The following is an 18,045-nucleotide window of genomic DNA, read 5'->3' on the forward strand; positions in this document are numbered from 1 at the left end:
AAAAGAAACAGCGACCCCACGGCCACCACCACAATCAGCAGCAGCACACCCAATAACCGCATGATCCATTTCATCGCCAACACTCCTCGCCTGTTGCTGGGCCTTTCCCAGACCCTTCGCTTGGCTTATAGCGCAAATGATGAGCACAAACCCACCTAATTTACGCCCCGATCTTGCACCAAAGATGCAGATCACGAACCCGTCCCGCCCCGGCCAGCCCACGATCGGGATGGTATCGCTGGGTTGCCCCAAGGCATTGGTCGACAGTGAGCGTATTCTGACCCGGCTCCGGGCCGAAGGATACGGCGTGTCCCCCGATTATGCGGGCGCGGATGCGGTCATCGTCAACACCTGCGGTTTTCTGGATTCCGCCAAGGCGGAATCGCTGGATGCCATCGGTGAGGCGCTGGCCGAAAATGGCCGCGTCATTGTCACCGGGTGTCTTGGCGCTGAACCTGACTACATCCGTGAACACCACCCCCGCATTCTGGCTGTCACAGGTCCCCACCAATATGAGCAAGTTCTGGATGCCGTGCACAAAGCCGTACCGCCCAGCCCGGACCCATTCATCGACTTGTTGCCCGCCCAGGCGGTCAGCCTGACACCGCGCCACTACAGCTACCTGAAAATCTCGGAAGGCTGTAACCACAAGTGCAAATTCTGCATCATCCCCGACATGCGCGGCCGCCTGCAATCGCGCCCGGCCCACGCCGTGCTGCGCGAAGCTGAAAAGCTGGTGGAGAATGGCGTCAAGGAACTCTTGGTCATCTCTCAAGACACCTCTGCCTACGGCGTCGATATCAAACATGCCGAGGACCGTGGCCACCGCGCTCATATCACCGATCTGGCCCGCGATCTGGGGTCGCTTGGCGCGTGGATCAGGCTGCACTACGTCTATCCCTACCCGCATGTGCGCAACCTGATCCCGCTGATGGCGGAGGGTCTGGTCCTGCCCTACCTCGACATCCCCTTCCAACACGCACACCCCGATGTCCTGAAACGCATGGCCCGTCCGGCGGCGGCTTCGAAAACCCTCGATGAAATCGCTGCATGGCGCGATGTCTGCCCCGACATCACCCTGCGCTCCACCTTCATCGTCGGCTATCCGGGTGAGACTGAGGCCGAATTCCAGACCCTGCTCGATTGGATGGATGAGGCGCAATTGGACCGGATCGGATGTTTTCAATATGAAAACGTCGACGGCGCGCGGTCAAACGCCCTGCCCGATCATGTGGCACCTGAGGTCAAACAAGACCGCTGGGATCGCTTCATGGAAAAAGCCCAAAGCATTTCCGAGGCCAAGCTCGCCGCCAAATTCGGCACCCGTATGGATGTGATCATCGACGAAATCGACGAAGACGCCGCCACCTGCCGCACCAAAGCCGACGCGCCCGAGATTGATGGCAACCTGTTCATTGATGAGGGGTTCGAGGGGCTGTCGGTTGGCGATATTGTAACAGTCGAGGTTGAGGAAGCGGGCGAGTACGATTTGTGGGGGCGGGTGGTCTCCGCCAACTAAGCTCGACCAAGCCCCGCGCGTAATCCGGGCAGCGCCGGACCGGGGGATGGCGCTTTTGCGTTCGGTGTCTGTCCCTTTATGCTAGCCAAACATATCCTGACCCAAAAACGAAACCCCCAGCCTCACCAAAGCGCCAGCCGGTGAGGCTTGATTCCGGGTCGGGGTATTTTTCAACGGTAGCGATGAGCCCAATCACGACGTTCATATTCGGTGCAGCATCCGGCAAATTCGCCGGAAATGCTTCAGAGAGAAAGAAATAGATAAAGAGCGTCGCCGTCCCGTACTGAGGTGCCCTTAGATTTGTAGACGCTTTGCTTGCCAACACCGGCCTTAAACCAGAACTCGCCCCACGCGCAGGACTTGCGGTTCAAAGTGACAACCGTGAGGTAACCTACTTTGTGAAACTTCCAGATGCTCTGCAGGGATTTCGCCACTTTAGCTGGCCATTCAGGTGATTTGGTGGTTGGGCAATGAAGACCGTGTGCCATTCTTGCGCCTTTGGTGGCTGCTACTCTGAATTGGCGTTAGTCCACCGGGCACGCTCAATGCGGCGCTCTTCGAACCAGTCAAGTATTTCCTTAGTATCCCAAGCGGTGGCTGTGCCGCCGATTTTCAAATTAAGGGGGGGGCGACAATCCTCTGGCTTCATGTCCTAGTAAAGCTGTTTTTGACTGTCAGATACCCAGTTTTCTTAGATCGGCGCGAGATACCATAAGCCTCTGGCCGAGCATATCTTCTTACGCACTCATGATTTTCACCGTTTCCTGTGAGCAAGACCTTTGGTTGACGGTTGAATGTTTGCAAACCGAGCGTGCATTAAAATTTTTCAAAAGGGTTTCCTTTCCAGTTGAGTTATTTGGAAAGGACACGCGTCCTATGAATTTGAATTTAGTCATTTGGCCAGGCTGTAATTGTCCCCAATAATCGATGGGTAATCGATTGATTTACGTCCCAGGTAACCCCGCCTTATGCGGTCGCTTTGCCGGCCTTTGCATTGAACGGATCAAGATTTCTGCGACCAACAGATTGAGCACCCAAGCGAAGATCATCAGCCCGTCGCGTAGGGGTCCCATCGCTTCTGAACCGACAGTAATGATCCAAGCAATGCCCAAAACGGTTTGGGTCGACGCGCCTTGGCCAATGGCATAGGCCCGAAACATAGATGCGCTATGTCGAAAGATTTTGCGCGTTCGAATTGCGATCACGGCCCACATAATAAGTCCGAGCATTGCTGTACCCAAAAACAAACGCACCCAATAAAGTGGGGCACCCTGAAGCGCATTCGGAAAGACATAAAAGTGCGTCATCCACAAACCGCTAAGCGCTGAAACACATCCTGCAATTGCGATCACGCGTCCGACTTTGCGATGCGCTGCCGGACGCTGGCGGCGAATACTTGGCAAGAACTGAAGCGCCCCGACGATGCAAAACAGAAAGCTGCTGAAGATATGCAGAACGATGGGCGTTGGGGCAAGCAAGGCCCGTGGGTTTGCTGGTGCGATTTGTGGCCCTCCAGCAAGTTCCAGAACTCGGATCAAACCGCCAAAGGCAGGAATGAACGAATAGACAAAGATAAGTCCAAAGAGCGCCCACTCTGATCTTCGCAAACGTATCACAGTAAACCTTTCATCTGGGGGTGGCATTTGGGCCGCCGCGCCCAAAAGGCAGTGCTCGCGACACCAGCACAGGACGCGAGGTGAACTGGTTGGTATCCGATGTCGGCAAGTTGGCAATCTTGTAACCACGCAACCCCCTGTTGTTCTGTGATTGCCCATGTGCGCCACCGGAACTGGACAAGGGCCCCGAATATCGAGGGCCGCGTCAAACAAACGAAAACCATCCCACCCGGTTTGAGAACGCGGATCATTTCTTTGAGCGCACGTCGTGGGTCTGAAAGATGCTCAAGCACATGCGCGGCCATGACCAAGTCGAAAGACTGATCATCATAGGGCAAAGACTGCACATCCGCCTGTCTAAGATAAGGGCTCAGCCCCGCGTGCTGCATGATCGAACTTGCCTGTGCAATCATGTCAGCACAAGTATCAATTCCATGGAACTCGACCTGGTCTTCCAGAATGCTGCGAAGTGCTATCGACAAGCTCCCGATGCCGCAATCAAGAACACGCGCCTTTGGCCCGAACTGCGCAAGTAGTGTAGCGATTTGAGACGTAACAAACGGCTTTTGATACGCGGCATTCAGTTGGAAACAACGTGCCTTCCTTTCCCAACTGTCCGAGACCGCGCCATATCGGCTGGCAAGGTCTGTTGTTGAGAGCGGACGCCTGCTTATGAGAATTTCCCAGGAACCGATGCGACGCATTGCCATGGGTATTGCCTTTTCCATCGCAGGGTTGTGTGATGACCTGAGGCTCTTATTTTCTGGATGCGCCAAAACTCTGTTCCGCTTGAAGTTGCTTGATGGCAAATACCTAGAACGGAGCGCGCCAATACGGAATTGCGTATCATTCTTGCTTTGGTATACGCAAATGATGGAGTGGAAACGATCAGCGTTCGACTGGAATCAAGCACGGGCGTTCCTCGTGACCGCCGAGGAGGGGTCGCTTTCCGCAGCTGCGCGCGCGCTTGGACTAACGCAACCAACGCTCAGCCGGCAGGTCGCGGGCCTCGAAGAGACGCTTGGCGTGACACTCTTTGAACGGACATCGCGTGCGCTTTTGCTGACACAATCGGGCCTAGAATTGCTTGCACACTTTCGGATGATGGGCGATGCGGCAAACGCCATATCCGTTGCCGCAACGGGCCAGTCCGAAGCCGTGACCGGACATGTGTTGATTTCTGCTACAGATCTGATGGCGACGCATTTTTTACCACCCGTCCTCAAGAATTTGCGCAAGGCTGCGCCAGATCTTCAGATTGAGATTATCGCGTCAAATGAGTTAAGCGATCTGCGGCGGCGTGAAGCGGATATCGCGATCCGACACAGCCGACCCAAAGACGAGGCGCTATTTGCCAAGCGGTTACGGGACACAACAGCGCATCTTTTTGCATCAAAGGAATACCTCGACAAAGTTGGTCGCCCAAAGACGCTTGCTGATCTTGAAATGCTAATGTTTGTCGGTTTCGATCAGCCAGAACGGCGACTTGGATTAATGGCGTCACGTGGCGTGAATCTGACGACCGCGAATTTCAATTTTTCGACGTCAAGCGCCACGCTAGCGCTAGAACTTGTCCGGCAGGGTTTTGGGATTGGTATTCTCCCCGTTGATATTGGGGCGGCTTATCCGGAACTCGAAAACCCATACTTGGCGTTTGAGCCTATAAGCATTGAGACATGGCTGGTAGCTCACCGTGAACTAAAGACGAATCTAAGCATTCGCCTGGTCTTTGACCTACTGGCGGAGGGACTTGGTTAATCAAGTCGAATTCATTAACCGAACGAAGCAGTGCAATCAAATCCAAGGCCAGATTTATCCTCTTTCACAACAACCGCCTATTTCTGTTTCTCTGCAATGAAGTGTCCAATAGCCTCTTTGTTCTGATCTCCGAGTTCAACCTCGCCATCGTCGAGTAGGTCTTGCAACGTCTGGCCGCGCAGGGCCTCTCGCCACAGCACCTCGGCATTGAGCATTCGACGTTTGACAAAGCAGTCCTTTTCATAAGCGCAGCGGGCATTTGTCGTGACATCGCCTTTTTGCCGGATTTCACGGCATACATAGGTAGGGCCCTGACCGTCGATGGCCTCTACCACATCCAGCATGGAAATGTCTTTGGCCGGTCGTGTCAGGCGATAGCCTCCTCTCGGGCCGGGAACTGCCTCGGTCACGCCAGCGGCTGTCAGCGTGCGCAGATGCTTGAGCAGATAGCTCTCTGAAATACCATGCAGCGCCGCCAGGTCTCGGCCGGACAGAACCTTTCCCATTGGCAATGCCGCCAGAACTGCGGCGCAATGTAACGCCGCTTCAACTCCATCTCCCAAACGCCGCATTCGAGTATTTCCTCAGGTTGTTGATTTTGCACTATGCTGTTGTGGCGCTCAATACCGCGATTGCCTCGTCAGGCACCGACACGCGCCTCATGCACCTTATCAAGATTTGGGTTTCGCAGATAAACGGCTGCGCGCTTTGTGTCGGTATGCACACTACGCCCCAGCATCAGGCCTTCTCCATTCACAGCGGTCTGAATGGTAAGGTTGCTGTCAGTGAAGTGATGAGTTGGGGCGAGCGCGTCGTTCAACGTGATGCCTTGACGCTCTATCCAAACATTCCAGTTTAAATTTGTGGTGTCATTGCCGAATGTTTCGTCCCCAAGCAATACAAAATCTGCAACACATTCAAGAGATACGCTATTGTTTTTCCAGTACTGTGGGCTGCAGACTGGACTGACAAATTCATCAAACAGTCTAAGCGAGCATATGCCAGGATATGAGCCACTACCAGATCGTATCGCCAGATCAAAATCGCCCTGTCGAAAATCTGTATTATCATTGCTTGCGTCCAGAATGATCCGGCACCCCCTATGCGCCAACGCGTACCCATTCAATCGCTTAACCAGTCATTTGGCTGCCAAGGAAGGCAAAACAGTGATGCGCAATTCGAATCTATCGTGATCCCGGCGGGCCTTGTCGACAGCCTGCTCCAGTCCATTCAATATTTTGGATAGGTCTTGGGCAAACAGGTGTCCGCCTTTCGTAAGTTCGGATGTGTTTGCGCTGCGCAAAAAAGAGCGGCCCACCCATCCAATCTTCAAGCGTCGCAATCTGTTGGCTTACTGCAGAAGCGCTTACAGAAAGTTCCGCGGCGGCCTTTGAAATATTGCCGTTGCGGGATACCGCATCAAAGGCTTTGATTGAGTTAAGGGGTGGTATTCTTCTTATTCATTTGCCCGCCATCGGGTTCTTGATGTCACACGTTTCAAGACACAAACGCGCCGATCGCGTTTTTCAACCCTCGGGGATTACTTTGACCCAATTCGGTGATGGCTTAAAGGTCGATGCGGACACACTCATGAATACCATATAGAGACCGTTTGCTGCGGTTCTCACACGTCTTGGAGCGGCAAAATCTAATAGCCCTAAACCGCTGGAAATCCGATAACTCCAAGTGCGGCAGCCTTGCTGGCACGCTCTATTTCTTCTGCGGCAGGCCCAGCACCTACGGCACGCGCCAGTGTAAGCCCGCCAATGAGCGCCGAAAGGAACGCCCATGCTTTTGTTTCTTGGTCATTGTCATGCGCGTTCCTGGGCAGATTTTTCGCAATCTCTTTGACGATACGGTTCATCATCGTTGCGTATTCGGTTTGCACCTCTGCATCTGACCTAATCACATCGGGTGTCAGACTGGTCATTGCGCACCCTCCTTCAAGATCCAGCCGATGATCCTTTCCTAGATAGTAATCTGCAAAAGCCACTGGCCACTGGTCACCGTGGGTCTCGCGGTACTCAGGCAGTGCGGCAAGGACCTCTTCCAATCCCGCGACAAGAGCCGCGCGGAAAGCAACATTCTTGGATTTCAGATGAGAATAGAATGCACCGGATGTAACGCCGGCATCTTTCGCAATTGAGTCGACCCCAATCCCGGCATAGCCCTCCCTTCGAAAGGCTCTCCCCGACGATGCGAGCAGTTTGGCCTTGGTCGCGTCAGATTTTTTCATAGGTATTTCAGTCCCTTAAACTAAAATATAGCGATCGTTATATTTTTGCGTTGACGTCGGATTACATGCGCGATAGCAATATATTGAGATCGTTATATTTTGCCTCTCGTTCCAAGGCAACCACCAAGGTAGGTGGCGCATATCAAAACGGAAAATCGACATGAATTCACGTGTGCCGCGGCACGCGCCCAGCAATACTGGGCCGCTTTCAAGGCGCAAAGTTATCACAGCGCTCGCCGCCATTCCGGCCGCAGCAATAGGCTTAACCGCCCCCACAACTGCGCGAACTAAACAGAAGGAAATCCAACCTATGCCCGCCAACGCCTTTGTCTACACAGAATTGCAAACCTCTGTGCCCTTTACTGAGGTCCCTTGGGAAAAGCTGAATGATGCCATCGCTGCTCAGCCCGGATTCATTGACAAAACGTGGTTTTCCGGACTTGGCAATAACTCGGTTGGTGGACTTTATGGGTTTGCCAGTGTCGACGATGCCCTGCGCTATTGCACCGACTTTTTCCCGGCTTTGGCACGTGATTTTGGCGTGGCTCAAACCACCCGCGTCTTTGACAATCAGCCAACCAAAGGGGCAAGTGCCGACATGGATGCCCCCCATTTCGGTGGGCAGGTCACAACCGAACCAGCCGCATTTGTTTATACCGAAGTGCAGGTCGCTATCCCCTTTGAAAACGCGCCATGGCAGGACCGAAACCCGGTCTTGCGCAGGCAAAAGGGACTGTTGTCCAAGATCTGGCTAAGCGGGCACAACACAAACACGCTGGGTGGCTTGGACGCCTTCGACACTGTTGAAAATGCGTTGGACTTTGCCATCAATGAATTCCCGAAAACGACGGCTGCGATGAACGCTGCCTATTATACGCGCGTCTTCGATGCCCGTGTGACCGAGGCCGCAAGCCGCGGTCTCAACTCTCCCTACTACCTTTAACCTCTTCAACTGAACGGAAATGACATGAAACTGAACTCCTTTTCTGGTGCCATCATGGCGCTTGCGATGTCCTCAACTGCCGCTATGGCCGCCGACTGCTTTCAAATGGGCGGCGTTGCTATCCCGAACTTCTTTGGCGAAGGCGAAGGTCAGCCGATGATCATCTCGGCGGTTTTGACCGGTGCTGTTCAAAATGCGGCTGGTAAGATCACGGCCACCCGCGAGACTGAAACGGGTCTTGAGATGGATATGGAACACTACTTTGGCCGCGCAGATGGCGGTGCGTTCCGAACCAAGGATCTGGGCATTCTGACCGCCGTGCCGGGCAAGCCTGGCCGATTTATGATCGAGATAACCTACGACATTCAGCCGGACGTCACGCGCGGCACCATGAAGGGTTACTCAGGCCAGTTCAACAGCTACGGCCTTGTCGATTTGCGCGACAAAGACAACCTTGTTGGACTGGTGCGCTACCAAGGCGAAATCTGCCGCTAAAGTCACTTTCTGGGGGTGGGAAAGGTCTGCCCCCAGTCCATCCGACCATTCAGGTGCATAGATATGAATACTGTCCTTCACCCTGCCAATACTCCCCACGCACTTTTATATACGATGGTGCGCGTCCAAGACCTTGATCGGTCTTTGCGGTTCTATTGTGATGCTCTTGGCATGCAAGAAGTGCGGCGGGAGACGTTTACAGATGCGGAATTTACACTGGTGTTTGTCGGCTATGCCAACACCGACGCGCTGATCGAGTTGACCTACAACTGGGGGAACAACAGCTATTCGCATGGCACTGGTTACGGCCATATCGCGCTGGAAGTCCAAGACATTGGACAAGTGTGCAGGCACCTATCAGATTCGGGCATCGAAATTGTCCGTGCGCCCGGCCCGATGGCGATGGCACCCGATGAAACGGGCGAACGCGAAACCATTGCTTTTATCGAAGATCCTGACGGCTACAGGATCGAATTGATCCAAGCGCCGTAGGTATCACATCACATGGTTAGACTTCATCCTGCGTCACGCATCTTCAGCCTGTGGCCTACCTCCACGATTGCCTCAAGTGCGGGTACAAGTTCTCCGCCCAGATCGGTCAGGGCGTATTCAACAGATGGCGGCGACGTGGGCTGTACGTTGCGCGACAGCACGCCGCGCTGTTCCAACTCACTCAACCGAGTAGAGAGCACCTTGGCCGAAATCGGGGGGATGTCCGTTCGTAACTCGTTGAACCGGCGGGGACCGGCACGCAGCGACCAGATGACGTTGGCCGCCCATGCGCCTGAAATCACAGCCATGCAATGCGTCAGCATGCAGGGCTGCGGGGGCTCCGGGCTTTGGTTCTTTCGGACTTTAAGCGGCATGTTTCGGTAACCTGGTTTCCATGGGGTAACTCGATAATGAAGTATCCTCTAGATACCTAGTTGTCAACGGTTATCAAATTCGCCATCTCTGAACTATCACCACAGCAAATAGGAGCTAAGTTAATGAAACTTTATTACAAACCCGGTGCCTGCTCGATGGCATCGCACATCATCCTGAACGAACTCGAGATCCCGTTCGACCTTGATCAGACAGACACCGATGCAAACAAAACCGAGGCTGGTGATGATTTCCTTAAAATCAGTCCGAACGGCTATGTTCCGGCTCTGATCACCGACGAAGGCGACATCATCACCGAAAACCCAGCCGTGTTGCAGTATTTGGCCGACCAATCACCCGATGCCGATCTTGCGCCACCGAACGGTACGCTGGCGCGCACCCGGCTTCAGGAAGCTCTGAACTTCATATCGTCAGAGCTGCACGTGTCTTTTGGCCCGTTTTTTTCGGGCCGGGAGCTTGATGGCGATGCAAGGCAAAGAGCCGAGGCAGGTGTCTGGCGCCGCGCCGCGCATATCGAGCAACGTCTCGCAGACGGTCGTCCCTTTCTGCTTGGCGACACGTTCACCGTCGCAGATGCATATGCATTCGTGGTGCTGAACTGGGCAGGTTTCGTCGGCATGAGCCTTGCCGCGTATCCGCAAACCCAAGCCTACGTGGCACGGATTGCGGCGCGCCCTGCCTCGATCAAAGCGATGGTTGCAGAAGGCCTGATGGAGCAGGCGGCATGACCGATTTCGCCGCAGTATCCGGCGTGTTAGGGACCTATTTCGATGGTCTCTATCACGCTGACACCGACAGGCTGGCCACCGTGTTTCATCCAAAAGCCATCTATGCGACAGCGGATGAAACTCCGATGCTCTATCGCACGATGGATGAATACTTCTCGGTTGTTGCAAAACGCGTGTCCCCGGCCTCGCGCGATGAAACCCGGCGTGATGTGATCGAAGCCATAGAATTTGCGGGGCAAAACACCGCCTTTGCCCGCGTGCGGTGTTCCATCGGCACGAAGGACTTCGTCGATTTCCTCACCTTTGTGCGCACCGATGGGGCGTGGCGCATCATGGCCAAGATTTTTCAAACCACTGAACGCAAGACCTGAAAGGAAGCGATATGCCCTATGTAAATATCAAAGTAACGCGTGAAGGTGTCACCCCGGATCAGAAGGCCGAGTTGATCAGCGGCGTCACCGAATTGTTGGTCCGAGTTCTGGACAAATCTCCGGCGACAACTTTTGTCGTCATTGACGAAGTTGCGCTTGAGGATTGGGGGATCGGTGGCTTGCCAGTTGAGGAATATCGACGCTCAGTGGCGCGTTGACTTGATGGCTGTTCGCACACCGATCTGCGATCTGTTCGGCATCGAACATCCCGTCCTGCTGGCACCCATGGCGGGTGTCAGCGGTGGGAGGCTTGCAGCGGCAGTGAGCAAGGCGGGTGGTTTGGGTCTGATCGGCGGCGGTTATGGCGACGCCGATTGGCTGATGCGGGAATTCGACGCAGCAGGCGACGCACGGATCGGGGTTGGTTTTATCACTTGGTCGTTGGCTCGCCAGCCCGAACTGCTTGACCTTGCACTTGATCGAAACCCCGCCGCGCTGATGCTTTCGTTTGGTGACTTTAGACCGTTTCTGCCACGGATCAGGAACGCACAGACGAAATTTATCGTTCAGGTGCAGACGCTGGAGCAAGCGCATGACGCCGTGGATGCTGGTGTCGATGCCATTGCGGCGCAAGGCACCGAGGCAGGTGGACATGGCGGTGCCAGAGCGACGCTGCCTTTTGTCCCAGCGGTTGTCGATATTGCGGAAGGGACACCGATCATCGCCGCCGGTGGCATCGCTGATGGACGTGGGTTGGCAGCGGCACTTGCTCTTGGTGCCGCGGGTGCCTTGTGTGGGACAACTTTCTTTGCCAGTGATGAATCCCTCGCAAATGACAATGCCAAACAGGCCGCCGTCAGCGGTTCGGGAGGCGATACCGAACGCAGTTCCGTATTCGACATTGCGCGCGGGCTCGATTGGCCGTCTGACTGGAACCTGCGCACGATACGCAATTCATTCACCCGGCGATGGAGCGCGGACATGGACGGCCTGAGCGAAAATCTTGTGGCAGAGCAAGCTCGTTTTGAAGCCGCGTCGGCAGCGGGTGACATGGACACAGCCGCCGTGATTGTCGGCGAAGCTGCTGACCTCATTCGGCACCGTGGACCCGCCCAAGTCACCCTTCAAAAAATGATGTCGCAAGCCGAGGATCGATTGCGGTGCCTCACCCGACTGGTTGAACCCATCTAAAAGGATTGAGACAATGCCAAAACTTAAAGGAAGTTGCCTGTGCGGCGCAGTCGCGTTTGAGGTCGTCAACGGGTTCGACAAGATGTTCTTTTGCAGCTGTGATCAGTGCAGAAAGATCACCGGGTCGGCCTTTGCATCAAATCTTTTCATGGAGGCGGAGGGCTTCAACTGGCTGAGTGGTGCCGATGATATCGTCACCTACCAAATGCCAGGGCGGGATATCTCGAAGTCGTTCTGCCGTGTGTGTGGCTCTGGCGTTCCATGGTCCAGCGGCGACGGATCAAAAATGACCGTTCCGGCGGGCGCACTGCAAGGCGAACCGGAAGTGGCCGAAAAGTTCAGGATCTTCATCGCCGAACAACCGTCTTGGTCATCAAACCTTGATCACATCGCTGAACATCGGGGTTTTCCATCGTAGCGAGAAGTGAGGCGCAGTGATCTTGGTCCGACGTCCGCCTATGATCCGCCCCCCGCTTCCGCCATTTTCTGAAACAACTGCCGTTCAAAAGGTTCGCGCCGCTGAGAACGGTTGGAACAGCCGCAACCCCCAGTTGGTGACACAGGCCTATACCGACGATAGCCAATGGCGGAACCGATCTGAATTCCTGTCAGGGCATTCCGAAATAGAAGCGTTCCTGACCCGTAAATGGCAACGCGAACATGAATACCGCCTGATCAAGGAACTGTGGGCATGGACGGAAAACCTTATCGCTGTGCGCTTTGCCTATGAATGGTGCGATGAGGCCGACCATTGGTTCCGCTCCTATGGCAACGAGAACTGGGAATTCGCGGTTGATGGGCGGATGCGCCGACGTATTGCCAGCATCAATGACATGCCCATCAAGGCGTCATCGCGTCTGTTTCACTGGGCCTTGGGTCCTCGCCCCGATGATCACCTCGGGCTGACCGAACTAAATCTCTGAAAAGGAAACTATCTCGGCCCACTCAGTAGCGGGATCGACATGATCGGCATTACCCATGCGAAGCAGATCCGTTGGGGTTCGATCCCAACTTCCCGCTCGATTGTCAAAGCGATGTTTACGATTGTTGCGCTGCGGATCGGTCCATGTCACCTTTTTTTGGACTATGGAACAATGCCCAGTCTGCATGAACATTGGCTGGCTCAATACTTACTAGAAAGTCTCTCACGTCTGGAAATCGGGTCCATCGTCCATTCAGCCTAAGCGTAAACCGTGGCATGCAAACCGATGCAACCAAGAACTGACTATAGCCTGAAGCATTTTGCCTGCTGTAGCTCCCGCCGTCGCTGAGCTTGGACAGAAAAAGCTGTATGCCCGAGTTCGGACTGCAATGCCTTTTCGGAAGCAGACGCCCTGCGACATGTCGATATCGCGCCACGAGAGGCCCGTATTGGCGGACACCGCGGATTAACCGGACGTGGATTCGCTCGTTTTGGTCGCAAAAACAGTGATGCGCAGGAAGGCTTTCAGATAGGTAGATCCTCATCTACCATAAAGTCGTGCGACATTTGGCCGTGCATTATACCATGAAAGACCAGATTGAATGAAGAGACTTGCCCTTGATGCAGCAGACATCCGCATTCTCAGTGCGCTTCAGCAGCATGGGCAATTGAGCAAGGCCAAGCTGGCAGAGGTCAGCGGTCTTTCTGCGACCCCGTGCTGGGCGCGGCTGGCAAGGTTGAAAGCTGGCGGATATATTCGCGGCTATCACGCCGATATTGCTCTGGGGCAACTCGCAGATTTCGCGCAAGTGATTGTGACAGTTTCCCTAAGCCGCCATCGAAAGGCCGATTTTGAACGCTTTGAGGCTTTCCTCAATAGCCGGGATGAAATCATTGATTGCATCGCTACGGGTGGCGGGGTCGATTACATCATGAAGGTCATCAGCCCCAGCCTTGCCGCATTCCAGGACCTGATGGAAGAATTTCATGCCGAAGATCTCGGCATTGACCGCTACATGACCCACTTTGCGACGCGACAGGTGAAATCGGGTTTGCCAAACCTCTCGAAATTGGCCGCTGCAAACACAAAATAGCCAATCTGGCCCAGTCGGTCCTGATAGGACCAAAAAATGGCCCACATGGTCTGAGAACTCGAAATCTTCAGGCCACTTTCGTTGTCCGTCCTGGACTACATCTCGCAAAGATTTTGACAGTCTTCGATCAAGGCGATCAGAGACCAAACGGGAGGAAGTTCCAATGCAAGCAGATGATTTCGGTTTCGGCACACAGATTCGCAAGTCGCCGTATTTTGACGCCACAGTGCGTTGGGGCGCGCAAGGGTTTTCCGTCTACAACCACATGTACATCCCACGCGATTTCGGTGATCCGGAGAAGAACTTCTGGAACCTTGTGAACGATGCGATCCTGTGTGATGTGGCCGTTGAACGTCAGGTTGAAATCACTGGCCCTGACGCTGCCAAATTCACCCAGATGCTGACCTGTCGTGATCTGTCCAAGATGGCCGTGGGCCAGTGCAAATACATCCTGATCACGAACGCAGATGGTGGCATTCTGAACGATCCGATCCTGCTGCGCCTTGCGGAAAATCATTTCTGGATTTCTCTGGCTGACAGCGACATCCTCTTGTGGGCGCAGGGGGTTGCGATCAACTCTGGCCTTGATGTCAAGATTGGCGAGCCGGATGTCTCCCCACTGCAATTGCAAGGCCCCAAATCCGGCGAGATCATGAAAGTGCTGTTTGGCGACGAGATTATGGACCTGCGCTACTACTGGCTGCGCGAAGTCGAACTAAACGGCATCCCGCTGATTGTGTCTCGCACCGGCTGGTCAAGCGAACTGGGCTATGAGATTTACCTGCGTGACGGGTCCAAGGGCGATCTGCTGTGGGAAACCATCATGGCGGCGGGTCTGGAATTCGGCCTCATGCCCGGCCACACATCCTCCATCCGCCGCATCGAAGGTGGGATGTTGTCATATCACGCGGATGCCGACATGAGCACGAACCCCTATGAGCTTGGATTTGACCGACTGGTGAACCTGGACATGGAGGCTGATTTCATCGGCAAAGCAGCCTTGCGCCGCATCAGGGACCAAGGTGTCAGCCGCAAGCAGATCGGCCTGATCATCGACGGTGATCCTCTCACTGGCCCCAATACCACGTTCTGGGAAATCAATTCAGATGGCGCGGCAATCGGGCAAGTCACGTCCGCCATCTATTCACCACGTTTGGAGCGCAACATCGCTTTGGCCATGGTGTCAGCGGAATACGCCAACATCGGTGCACAGGTCGAGGTCGTCACAAAATCCGGCCCCATCCGCGCAACGATTTGCGAGCGTCCGTTCTATGATCCCAAAAAGCAAATAGCGGCCGCTTAACGCCCTGCCACCCGAAAGAAGACCGAAATGTCAGACCTTGCGATCGAACTGCATTGGCAGCGCGTCACTCCCGTACTGCAGGCCGGTGCCTACTCGAACGAGCACACCGTGCAATACAACAACCGGTATGACCTGCTGGTCGATTCCGCCCCTGATTGGGGCGGAAATCCTGATAATACAAACCCCGAGCAGGCCCTCGCCTCGGCGCTGTCGAGTTGCCATATGATGACCTTTCTTGCGCTGGCGGCAAAAGCGGGTTGGCCCGTGGCCAGTTACCACGATTACGCCGAGGCCCATTTGGGTAAGAACCCCAAAGGCCAGATGTCGGTGACACGGATTGACCTGCATCCGGTGGTGCGTTTCGACACCGGCTTTTCGGTCAGTGACGCGGAGCTAGCGCAGATGCAGGACCGCGCACACCGCTACTGCTTTATCGCGAACACCTTGGCCGACAGTGTCGAAATCAACATTCTTTAACCCGCAAAAGGAATAGCCCTGTGACCCCATCTGACATCCTGCTGCGCGATCTGGACGAAAACGGCATACTGCGCCTGACCCTGAACGACGTGCCGCGGCGCAATGCCTTGTCCGAGGCGATGCTGGGGAAACTGCGTGCTGCGTTTGCAAACGCAGGGGCCGACCCAAAGGTGAGTGTCATTGTTCTGGCGGCCAAAGGCCCTGCGTTTTGTGCAGGCCACGACCTCAAGGAAATGACCGCGGAGCGTTCGAATGAGGATGGTGGCAAAGCCTATTTTGCACATGTCATGGCGATGTGCGCGGGCGTGATGCAGGGCATCGTGAATTGCCCCAAACCCGTCATTGCCGAAGTCACTGGCGTGGCCACGGCCGCTGGCTGCCAACTGGTCGCAAGCTGTGATCTGGCCATTGCGGCGGACACGGCGCAGTTCAGCACACCGGGCGTGCACATCGGGTTGTTCTGTTCCACTCCGATGGTGGCGCTGTCGCGCAATGTGGCGGACAAACACGCGATGGAGATGCTGCTGACGGGTGACATGACGTCGGCCGCACGGGCCGCCGAGATCGGTCTTGTGAACCGTGTCGTGGCACCCGAGGCGTTGCAAGAGACAACGATGGAGATGGCGCGCAAGATTGCGTCGAAATCCAGCATGACGCTGGCAACAGGCAAACGCGCCTATTACGCGCAACGCGAAATGACGCTGTCAAACGCCTACGATTACGCCTCTGGTGTGATGGTCGACAACATGCTGGCGCAAGACGCCGAAGAAGGCATCGGTGCGTTCATCGAAAAGCGCACACCCCAATGGCAGGACGCCTGAGCCATGACCACGAACCCATACAATACCGATCTGGACCGCAATCCTGCAAACCATCATCCGTTGACGCCGCTGACATTTTTGGAACGCGCAGCCTCAGTCTTTCCTGATCACACAGCGATCGTGCATGGTGCTTTGCGGCGCAATTATGCCGCGTTTTATGCGCGGTCACGTCAGTTGGCCTCAGCTTTGACACAGCATGGCATCGGGCGCGGCGACACGGTGTCGGCCTTGCTCGCCAATACGCCTGCGATGCTGGAATGCCACTACGGTGTTCCCATGTGCGGCGGTGTACTGCATTCCGTAAACACCCGCCTCGATGAGTCGGTGATTGCCTTTCAACTGGACCATGCCATGTCCAAAATCGTTATCGTAGACCGCGAATTCATGCCATTGATGCGCGGCGCGCTGGCGTTGGCCACGGTGACACCACTGGTTATCCAATACGACGATGCTGAATTCTGTGAGCCCGCAACTGCGACAGATGCGCAGGACTACGAGGCCTTTTTATCGACCGGCGACCCTGAATTTGACTGGCTGATGCCGCTGGACGAATGGGACGCGATTTCGATCAACTACACCTCGGGAACGACGGGCGATCCAAAGGGCGTCGTTTCACACCACCGGGGTGCCTATCTGTTGGCGCAGGGCAATGCGCTGACGACATCAATGGCGAAACATGCGGTATTTTTGTGGACGCTGCCGATGTTTCACTGCAACGGATGGTGTTTCCCGTGGACCCTGTCAGCGATCATCGGGACCCATGTCTGCCTGCGTCAGGTGCGGGCAGAGCCGATCTGGACCGCTTTGGCTGACGAGGGCGTCACTCACCTGTGCGGCGCGCCGATCGTGATGTCACTAATGATTTCGGCCACCGAAACAGAAAAACGCGTGCTCGAGCAAACCGTTCAATTCTTCACCGCAGCCGCCCCGCCACCGGAAAAACTGCTGGCCGATATGAAAACCGCAGGCTTTGATGTGACGCATTTGTATGGGCTGACGGAAACCTACGGTCCTGCCGTGGTGAATGACTGGCATCAGGACTGGTCTGACCTGCCGCCCGCCGAGCAGGCCACGCTGAAGTCGCGGCAAGGCGTGCGGTATCTGCCGCTTGAGGGATTGGACGTGCTGGACCCCGAAACCATGCTGCCCGTTCAGCGCGACGGGAAAACCATGGGCGAGGTGATGTTTCGCGGCAACGTCGTGATGAAGGGTTATTTCCGCAACCCGAAAGCCACGCAAGAGGCCTTTGCTGGCGGCTGGTTCCATTCCGGCGATCTTGGCGTGCGGCATCCCGACGGCTATATTCAGCTCAAGGACCGCTCCAAGGACATCATCATTTCGGGCGGCGAAAATATTTCTTCCATTGAGGTGGAAGAAGCGCTCTATCGTCATCCCGCTGTCGAGATCGTCGCCGTGGTGGCTATGCCCCACGAAAAATGGGGCGAAACGCCCTGTGCCTTTGTGGAATTGGCCACCGGTGAAACTGTCGATGCCGCCACATTACGCGCTTGGTGCAAGGACCAGCTTGCGCCCTACAAAGTGCCTGGACATTTCGTGTTCATGCCAATCCCGCGCACCTCCACCGGCAAGATCCAGAAATTTGTCCTGCGCGATCAAGCCAAAGAGATCGCGCAAAACGCGAATGCAGGTAAAATGGCCCCGACTTAATAGGCCGGGGCTTTTGGT

The 18,045-nt window shown here is 55.2% G+C and carries 24 protein-coding genes and 1 pseudogene; 17 read left to right on the top strand and 8 right to left on the bottom strand.

Translation table 11 applies throughout. From position 1 onward, the window contains the following. Window positions 1-139 precede the first annotated feature (139 nt). The gene (gene rimO / locus ACEWL3_RS15665) at window positions 140-1,519 is read left to right on the top strand and encodes a 30S ribosomal protein S12 methylthiotransferase RimO (RefSeq protein ID WP_386181402.1); all 1,380 of its coding nucleotides are present in this window, start codon (window positions 140-142) and stop codon (window positions 1,517-1,519) included. A 242-nt stretch (window positions 1,520-1,761) separates the two neighbouring features. On the opposite strand, the gene ACEWL3_RS15670 is transcribed toward rimO, so the two are convergent. The 3 genes from ACEWL3_RS15670 to ACEWL3_RS15680 all read right to left on the bottom strand — a co-directional run bounded on the left by ACEWL3_RS15670 (window position 1,762) and on the right by ACEWL3_RS15680 (window position 3,845). Beyond that, on the bottom strand, window positions 1,762-2,007 hold the full coding sequence (locus tag ACEWL3_RS15670) for a hypothetical protein (RefSeq protein WP_386180858.1): 246 nt from the start codon (window positions 2,005-2,007) through the stop codon (window positions 1,762-1,764). A 456-nt stretch (window positions 2,008-2,463) separates the two neighbouring features. Further along, the gene (locus ACEWL3_RS15675) at window positions 2,464-3,126 is read right to left on the bottom strand and encodes a DUF2306 domain-containing protein (protein ID WP_435001139.1); all 663 of its coding nucleotides are present in this window, start codon (window positions 3,124-3,126) and stop codon (window positions 2,464-2,466) included. 5 nt (window positions 3,127-3,131) lie between these two features. Beyond that, entirely contained in the window at window positions 3,132-3,845 is a 714-nt protein-coding gene (locus ACEWL3_RS15680) for a class I SAM-dependent methyltransferase (protein WP_386180852.1), read from the bottom strand. 160 nt (window positions 3,846-4,005) lie between these two features. On the opposite strand from ACEWL3_RS15680, the gene ACEWL3_RS15685 reads away from it, so the two are divergent. Beyond that, complete coding sequence (locus tag ACEWL3_RS15685; protein ID WP_386180850.1) at window positions 4,006-4,893, top strand: LysR family transcriptional regulator; 888 nt, start codon at window positions 4,006-4,008, stop codon at window positions 4,891-4,893. 77 nt (window positions 4,894-4,970) lie between these two features. On the opposite strand, the gene ACEWL3_RS15690 is transcribed toward ACEWL3_RS15685, so the two are convergent. Further along, window positions 4,971-5,465 carry an RrF2 family transcriptional regulator gene (locus ACEWL3_RS15690; protein WP_386180847.1) on the bottom strand — a complete coding sequence of 165 codons (495 nt, stop codon included), beginning with the start codon at window positions 5,463-5,465 and terminating at the stop codon, window positions 4,971-4,973. Between ACEWL3_RS15690 and ACEWL3_RS15695 the strand changes: the two genes are divergently transcribed. Then, window positions 5,405-5,752: a carboxymuconolactone decarboxylase family protein gene (locus tag ACEWL3_RS15695; protein WP_435001166.1), complete on the top strand. Its 348-nt coding sequence runs from the start codon at window positions 5,405-5,407 to the stop codon at window positions 5,750-5,752. The two genes, ACEWL3_RS15690 and ACEWL3_RS15695, sit on opposite strands and share 61 nt — an antisense overlap. Here ACEWL3_RS15695 and ACEWL3_RS15700 read toward each other — a convergent pair. From ACEWL3_RS15700 to ACEWL3_RS15710, 3 genes and pseudogenes are all read right to left on the bottom strand, one after another. Next, window positions 5,684-6,019 (bottom strand): annotated as a pseudogene (locus tag ACEWL3_RS15700) (LysR substrate-binding domain-containing protein); the annotation flags it as partial. The gene ACEWL3_RS15695 and the pseudogene ACEWL3_RS15700 sit on opposite strands and share 69 nt — an antisense overlap. 58 nt (window positions 6,020-6,077) lie before the next feature. Beyond that, a complete protein-coding gene (locus ACEWL3_RS15705; protein WP_435001168.1) occupies window positions 6,078-6,353 on the bottom strand; it encodes a LysR family transcriptional regulator in 276 nt (91 codons plus the stop codon). 197 nt (window positions 6,354-6,550) lie between these two features. Then, on the bottom strand, window positions 6,551-7,129 hold the full coding sequence (locus tag ACEWL3_RS15710) for a TetR/AcrR family transcriptional regulator (RefSeq protein ID WP_386180841.1): 579 nt from the start codon (window positions 7,127-7,129) through the stop codon (window positions 6,551-6,553). 310 nt (window positions 7,130-7,439) lie between these two features. On the opposite strand from ACEWL3_RS15710, the gene ACEWL3_RS15715 reads away from it, so the two are divergent. The 3 genes from ACEWL3_RS15715 to gloA all read left to right on the top strand — a co-directional run bounded on the left by ACEWL3_RS15715 (window position 7,440) and on the right by gloA (window position 9,059). Next, entirely contained in the window at window positions 7,440-8,072 is a 633-nt protein-coding gene (locus ACEWL3_RS15715; protein WP_386180839.1) for a YdhR family protein, read from the top strand. Between the two features lie 24 nt (window positions 8,073-8,096). Next, window positions 8,097-8,567, top strand: coding sequence for a hypothetical protein (locus ACEWL3_RS15720; protein WP_386180836.1), 471 nt, complete (start codon window positions 8,097-8,099; stop codon window positions 8,565-8,567). A 63-nt stretch (window positions 8,568-8,630) separates the two neighbouring features. Then, a complete protein-coding gene (gene gloA / locus ACEWL3_RS15725; protein ID WP_386180834.1) occupies window positions 8,631-9,059 on the top strand; it encodes a lactoylglutathione lyase in 429 nt (142 codons plus the stop codon). A 23-nt stretch (window positions 9,060-9,082) separates the two neighbouring features. Here the strand turns inward: gloA and ACEWL3_RS15730 are convergent, their stop codons facing one another. Further along, window positions 9,083-9,367, bottom strand: a complete 285-nt coding sequence (locus ACEWL3_RS15730; RefSeq protein ID WP_386180831.1) for a winged helix-turn-helix transcriptional regulator — start codon at window positions 9,365-9,367, stop codon at window positions 9,083-9,085. 189 nt (window positions 9,368-9,556) lie between these two features. Between ACEWL3_RS15730 and ACEWL3_RS15735 the strand changes: the two genes are divergently transcribed. The 11 genes from ACEWL3_RS15735 (at window position 9,557) to ACEWL3_RS15785 (ending at window position 18,027) form a co-directional block, all read left to right on the top strand. Beyond that, window positions 9,557-10,180 (top strand): glutathione S-transferase C-terminal domain-containing protein, encoded by a 624-nt coding sequence (locus tag ACEWL3_RS15735; RefSeq protein WP_386180829.1) that lies wholly within the window; start codon window positions 9,557-9,559, stop codon window positions 10,178-10,180. Further along, window positions 10,177-10,551 (top strand): nuclear transport factor 2 family protein, encoded by a 375-nt coding sequence (locus tag ACEWL3_RS15740; protein WP_386180827.1) that lies wholly within the window; start codon window positions 10,177-10,179, stop codon window positions 10,549-10,551. Before ACEWL3_RS15735 ends, ACEWL3_RS15740 begins: the two co-directional genes overlap by 4 nt. Window positions 10,552-10,562: 11 nt before the next feature. Then, window positions 10,563-10,769 (top strand): tautomerase family protein, encoded by a 207-nt coding sequence (locus ACEWL3_RS15745; RefSeq protein ID WP_386180824.1) that lies wholly within the window; start codon window positions 10,563-10,565, stop codon window positions 10,767-10,769. Window positions 10,770-10,773: 4 nt separating this feature from the next. Continuing rightward, a complete protein-coding gene (locus ACEWL3_RS15750; RefSeq protein WP_386180821.1) occupies window positions 10,774-11,742 on the top strand; it encodes an NAD(P)H-dependent flavin oxidoreductase in 969 nt (322 codons plus the stop codon). Window positions 11,743-11,755: 13 nt separating this feature from the next. Beyond that, entirely contained in the window at window positions 11,756-12,160 is a 405-nt protein-coding gene (locus ACEWL3_RS15755; protein ID WP_386180818.1) for a GFA family protein, read from the top strand. 40 nt (window positions 12,161-12,200) lie between these two features. Continuing rightward, window positions 12,201-12,665 carry a nuclear transport factor 2 family protein gene (locus ACEWL3_RS15760; protein WP_386180816.1) on the top strand — a complete coding sequence of 155 codons (465 nt, stop codon included), beginning with the start codon at window positions 12,201-12,203 and terminating at the stop codon, window positions 12,663-12,665. Between the two features lie 601 nt (window positions 12,666-13,266). Further along, the gene (locus tag ACEWL3_RS15765; RefSeq protein WP_386180814.1) at window positions 13,267-13,758 is read left to right on the top strand and encodes an Lrp/AsnC family transcriptional regulator; all 492 of its coding nucleotides are present in this window, start codon (window positions 13,267-13,269) and stop codon (window positions 13,756-13,758) included. A 163-nt stretch (window positions 13,759-13,921) separates the two neighbouring features. Then, on the top strand, window positions 13,922-15,061 hold the full coding sequence (locus ACEWL3_RS15770; protein WP_386180811.1) for a glycine cleavage T C-terminal barrel domain-containing protein: 1,140 nt from the start codon (window positions 13,922-13,924) through the stop codon (window positions 15,059-15,061). A 27-nt stretch (window positions 15,062-15,088) separates the two neighbouring features. Further along, the gene (locus ACEWL3_RS15775; protein ID WP_386180808.1) at window positions 15,089-15,538 is read left to right on the top strand and encodes an OsmC family protein; all 450 of its coding nucleotides are present in this window, start codon (window positions 15,089-15,091) and stop codon (window positions 15,536-15,538) included. Window positions 15,539-15,558: 20 nt separating this feature from the next. Further along, window positions 15,559-16,359: an enoyl-CoA hydratase gene (locus tag ACEWL3_RS15780; RefSeq protein WP_386180805.1), complete on the top strand. Its 801-nt coding sequence runs from the start codon at window positions 15,559-15,561 to the stop codon at window positions 16,357-16,359. A 3-nt stretch (window positions 16,360-16,362) separates the two neighbouring features. Then, window positions 16,363-18,027, top strand: coding sequence for an acyl-CoA synthetase (locus tag ACEWL3_RS15785; RefSeq protein ID WP_386180803.1), 1,665 nt, complete (start codon window positions 16,363-16,365; stop codon window positions 18,025-18,027). Window positions 18,028-18,045: the final 18 nt, after the last annotated feature.

Source organism: Sulfitobacter sediminivivens, from assembly GCF_042611115.2.
Taxonomy (GTDB): Bacteria; Pseudomonadota; Alphaproteobacteria; order Rhodobacterales; family Rhodobacteraceae; genus Sulfitobacter; species Sulfitobacter sediminivivens.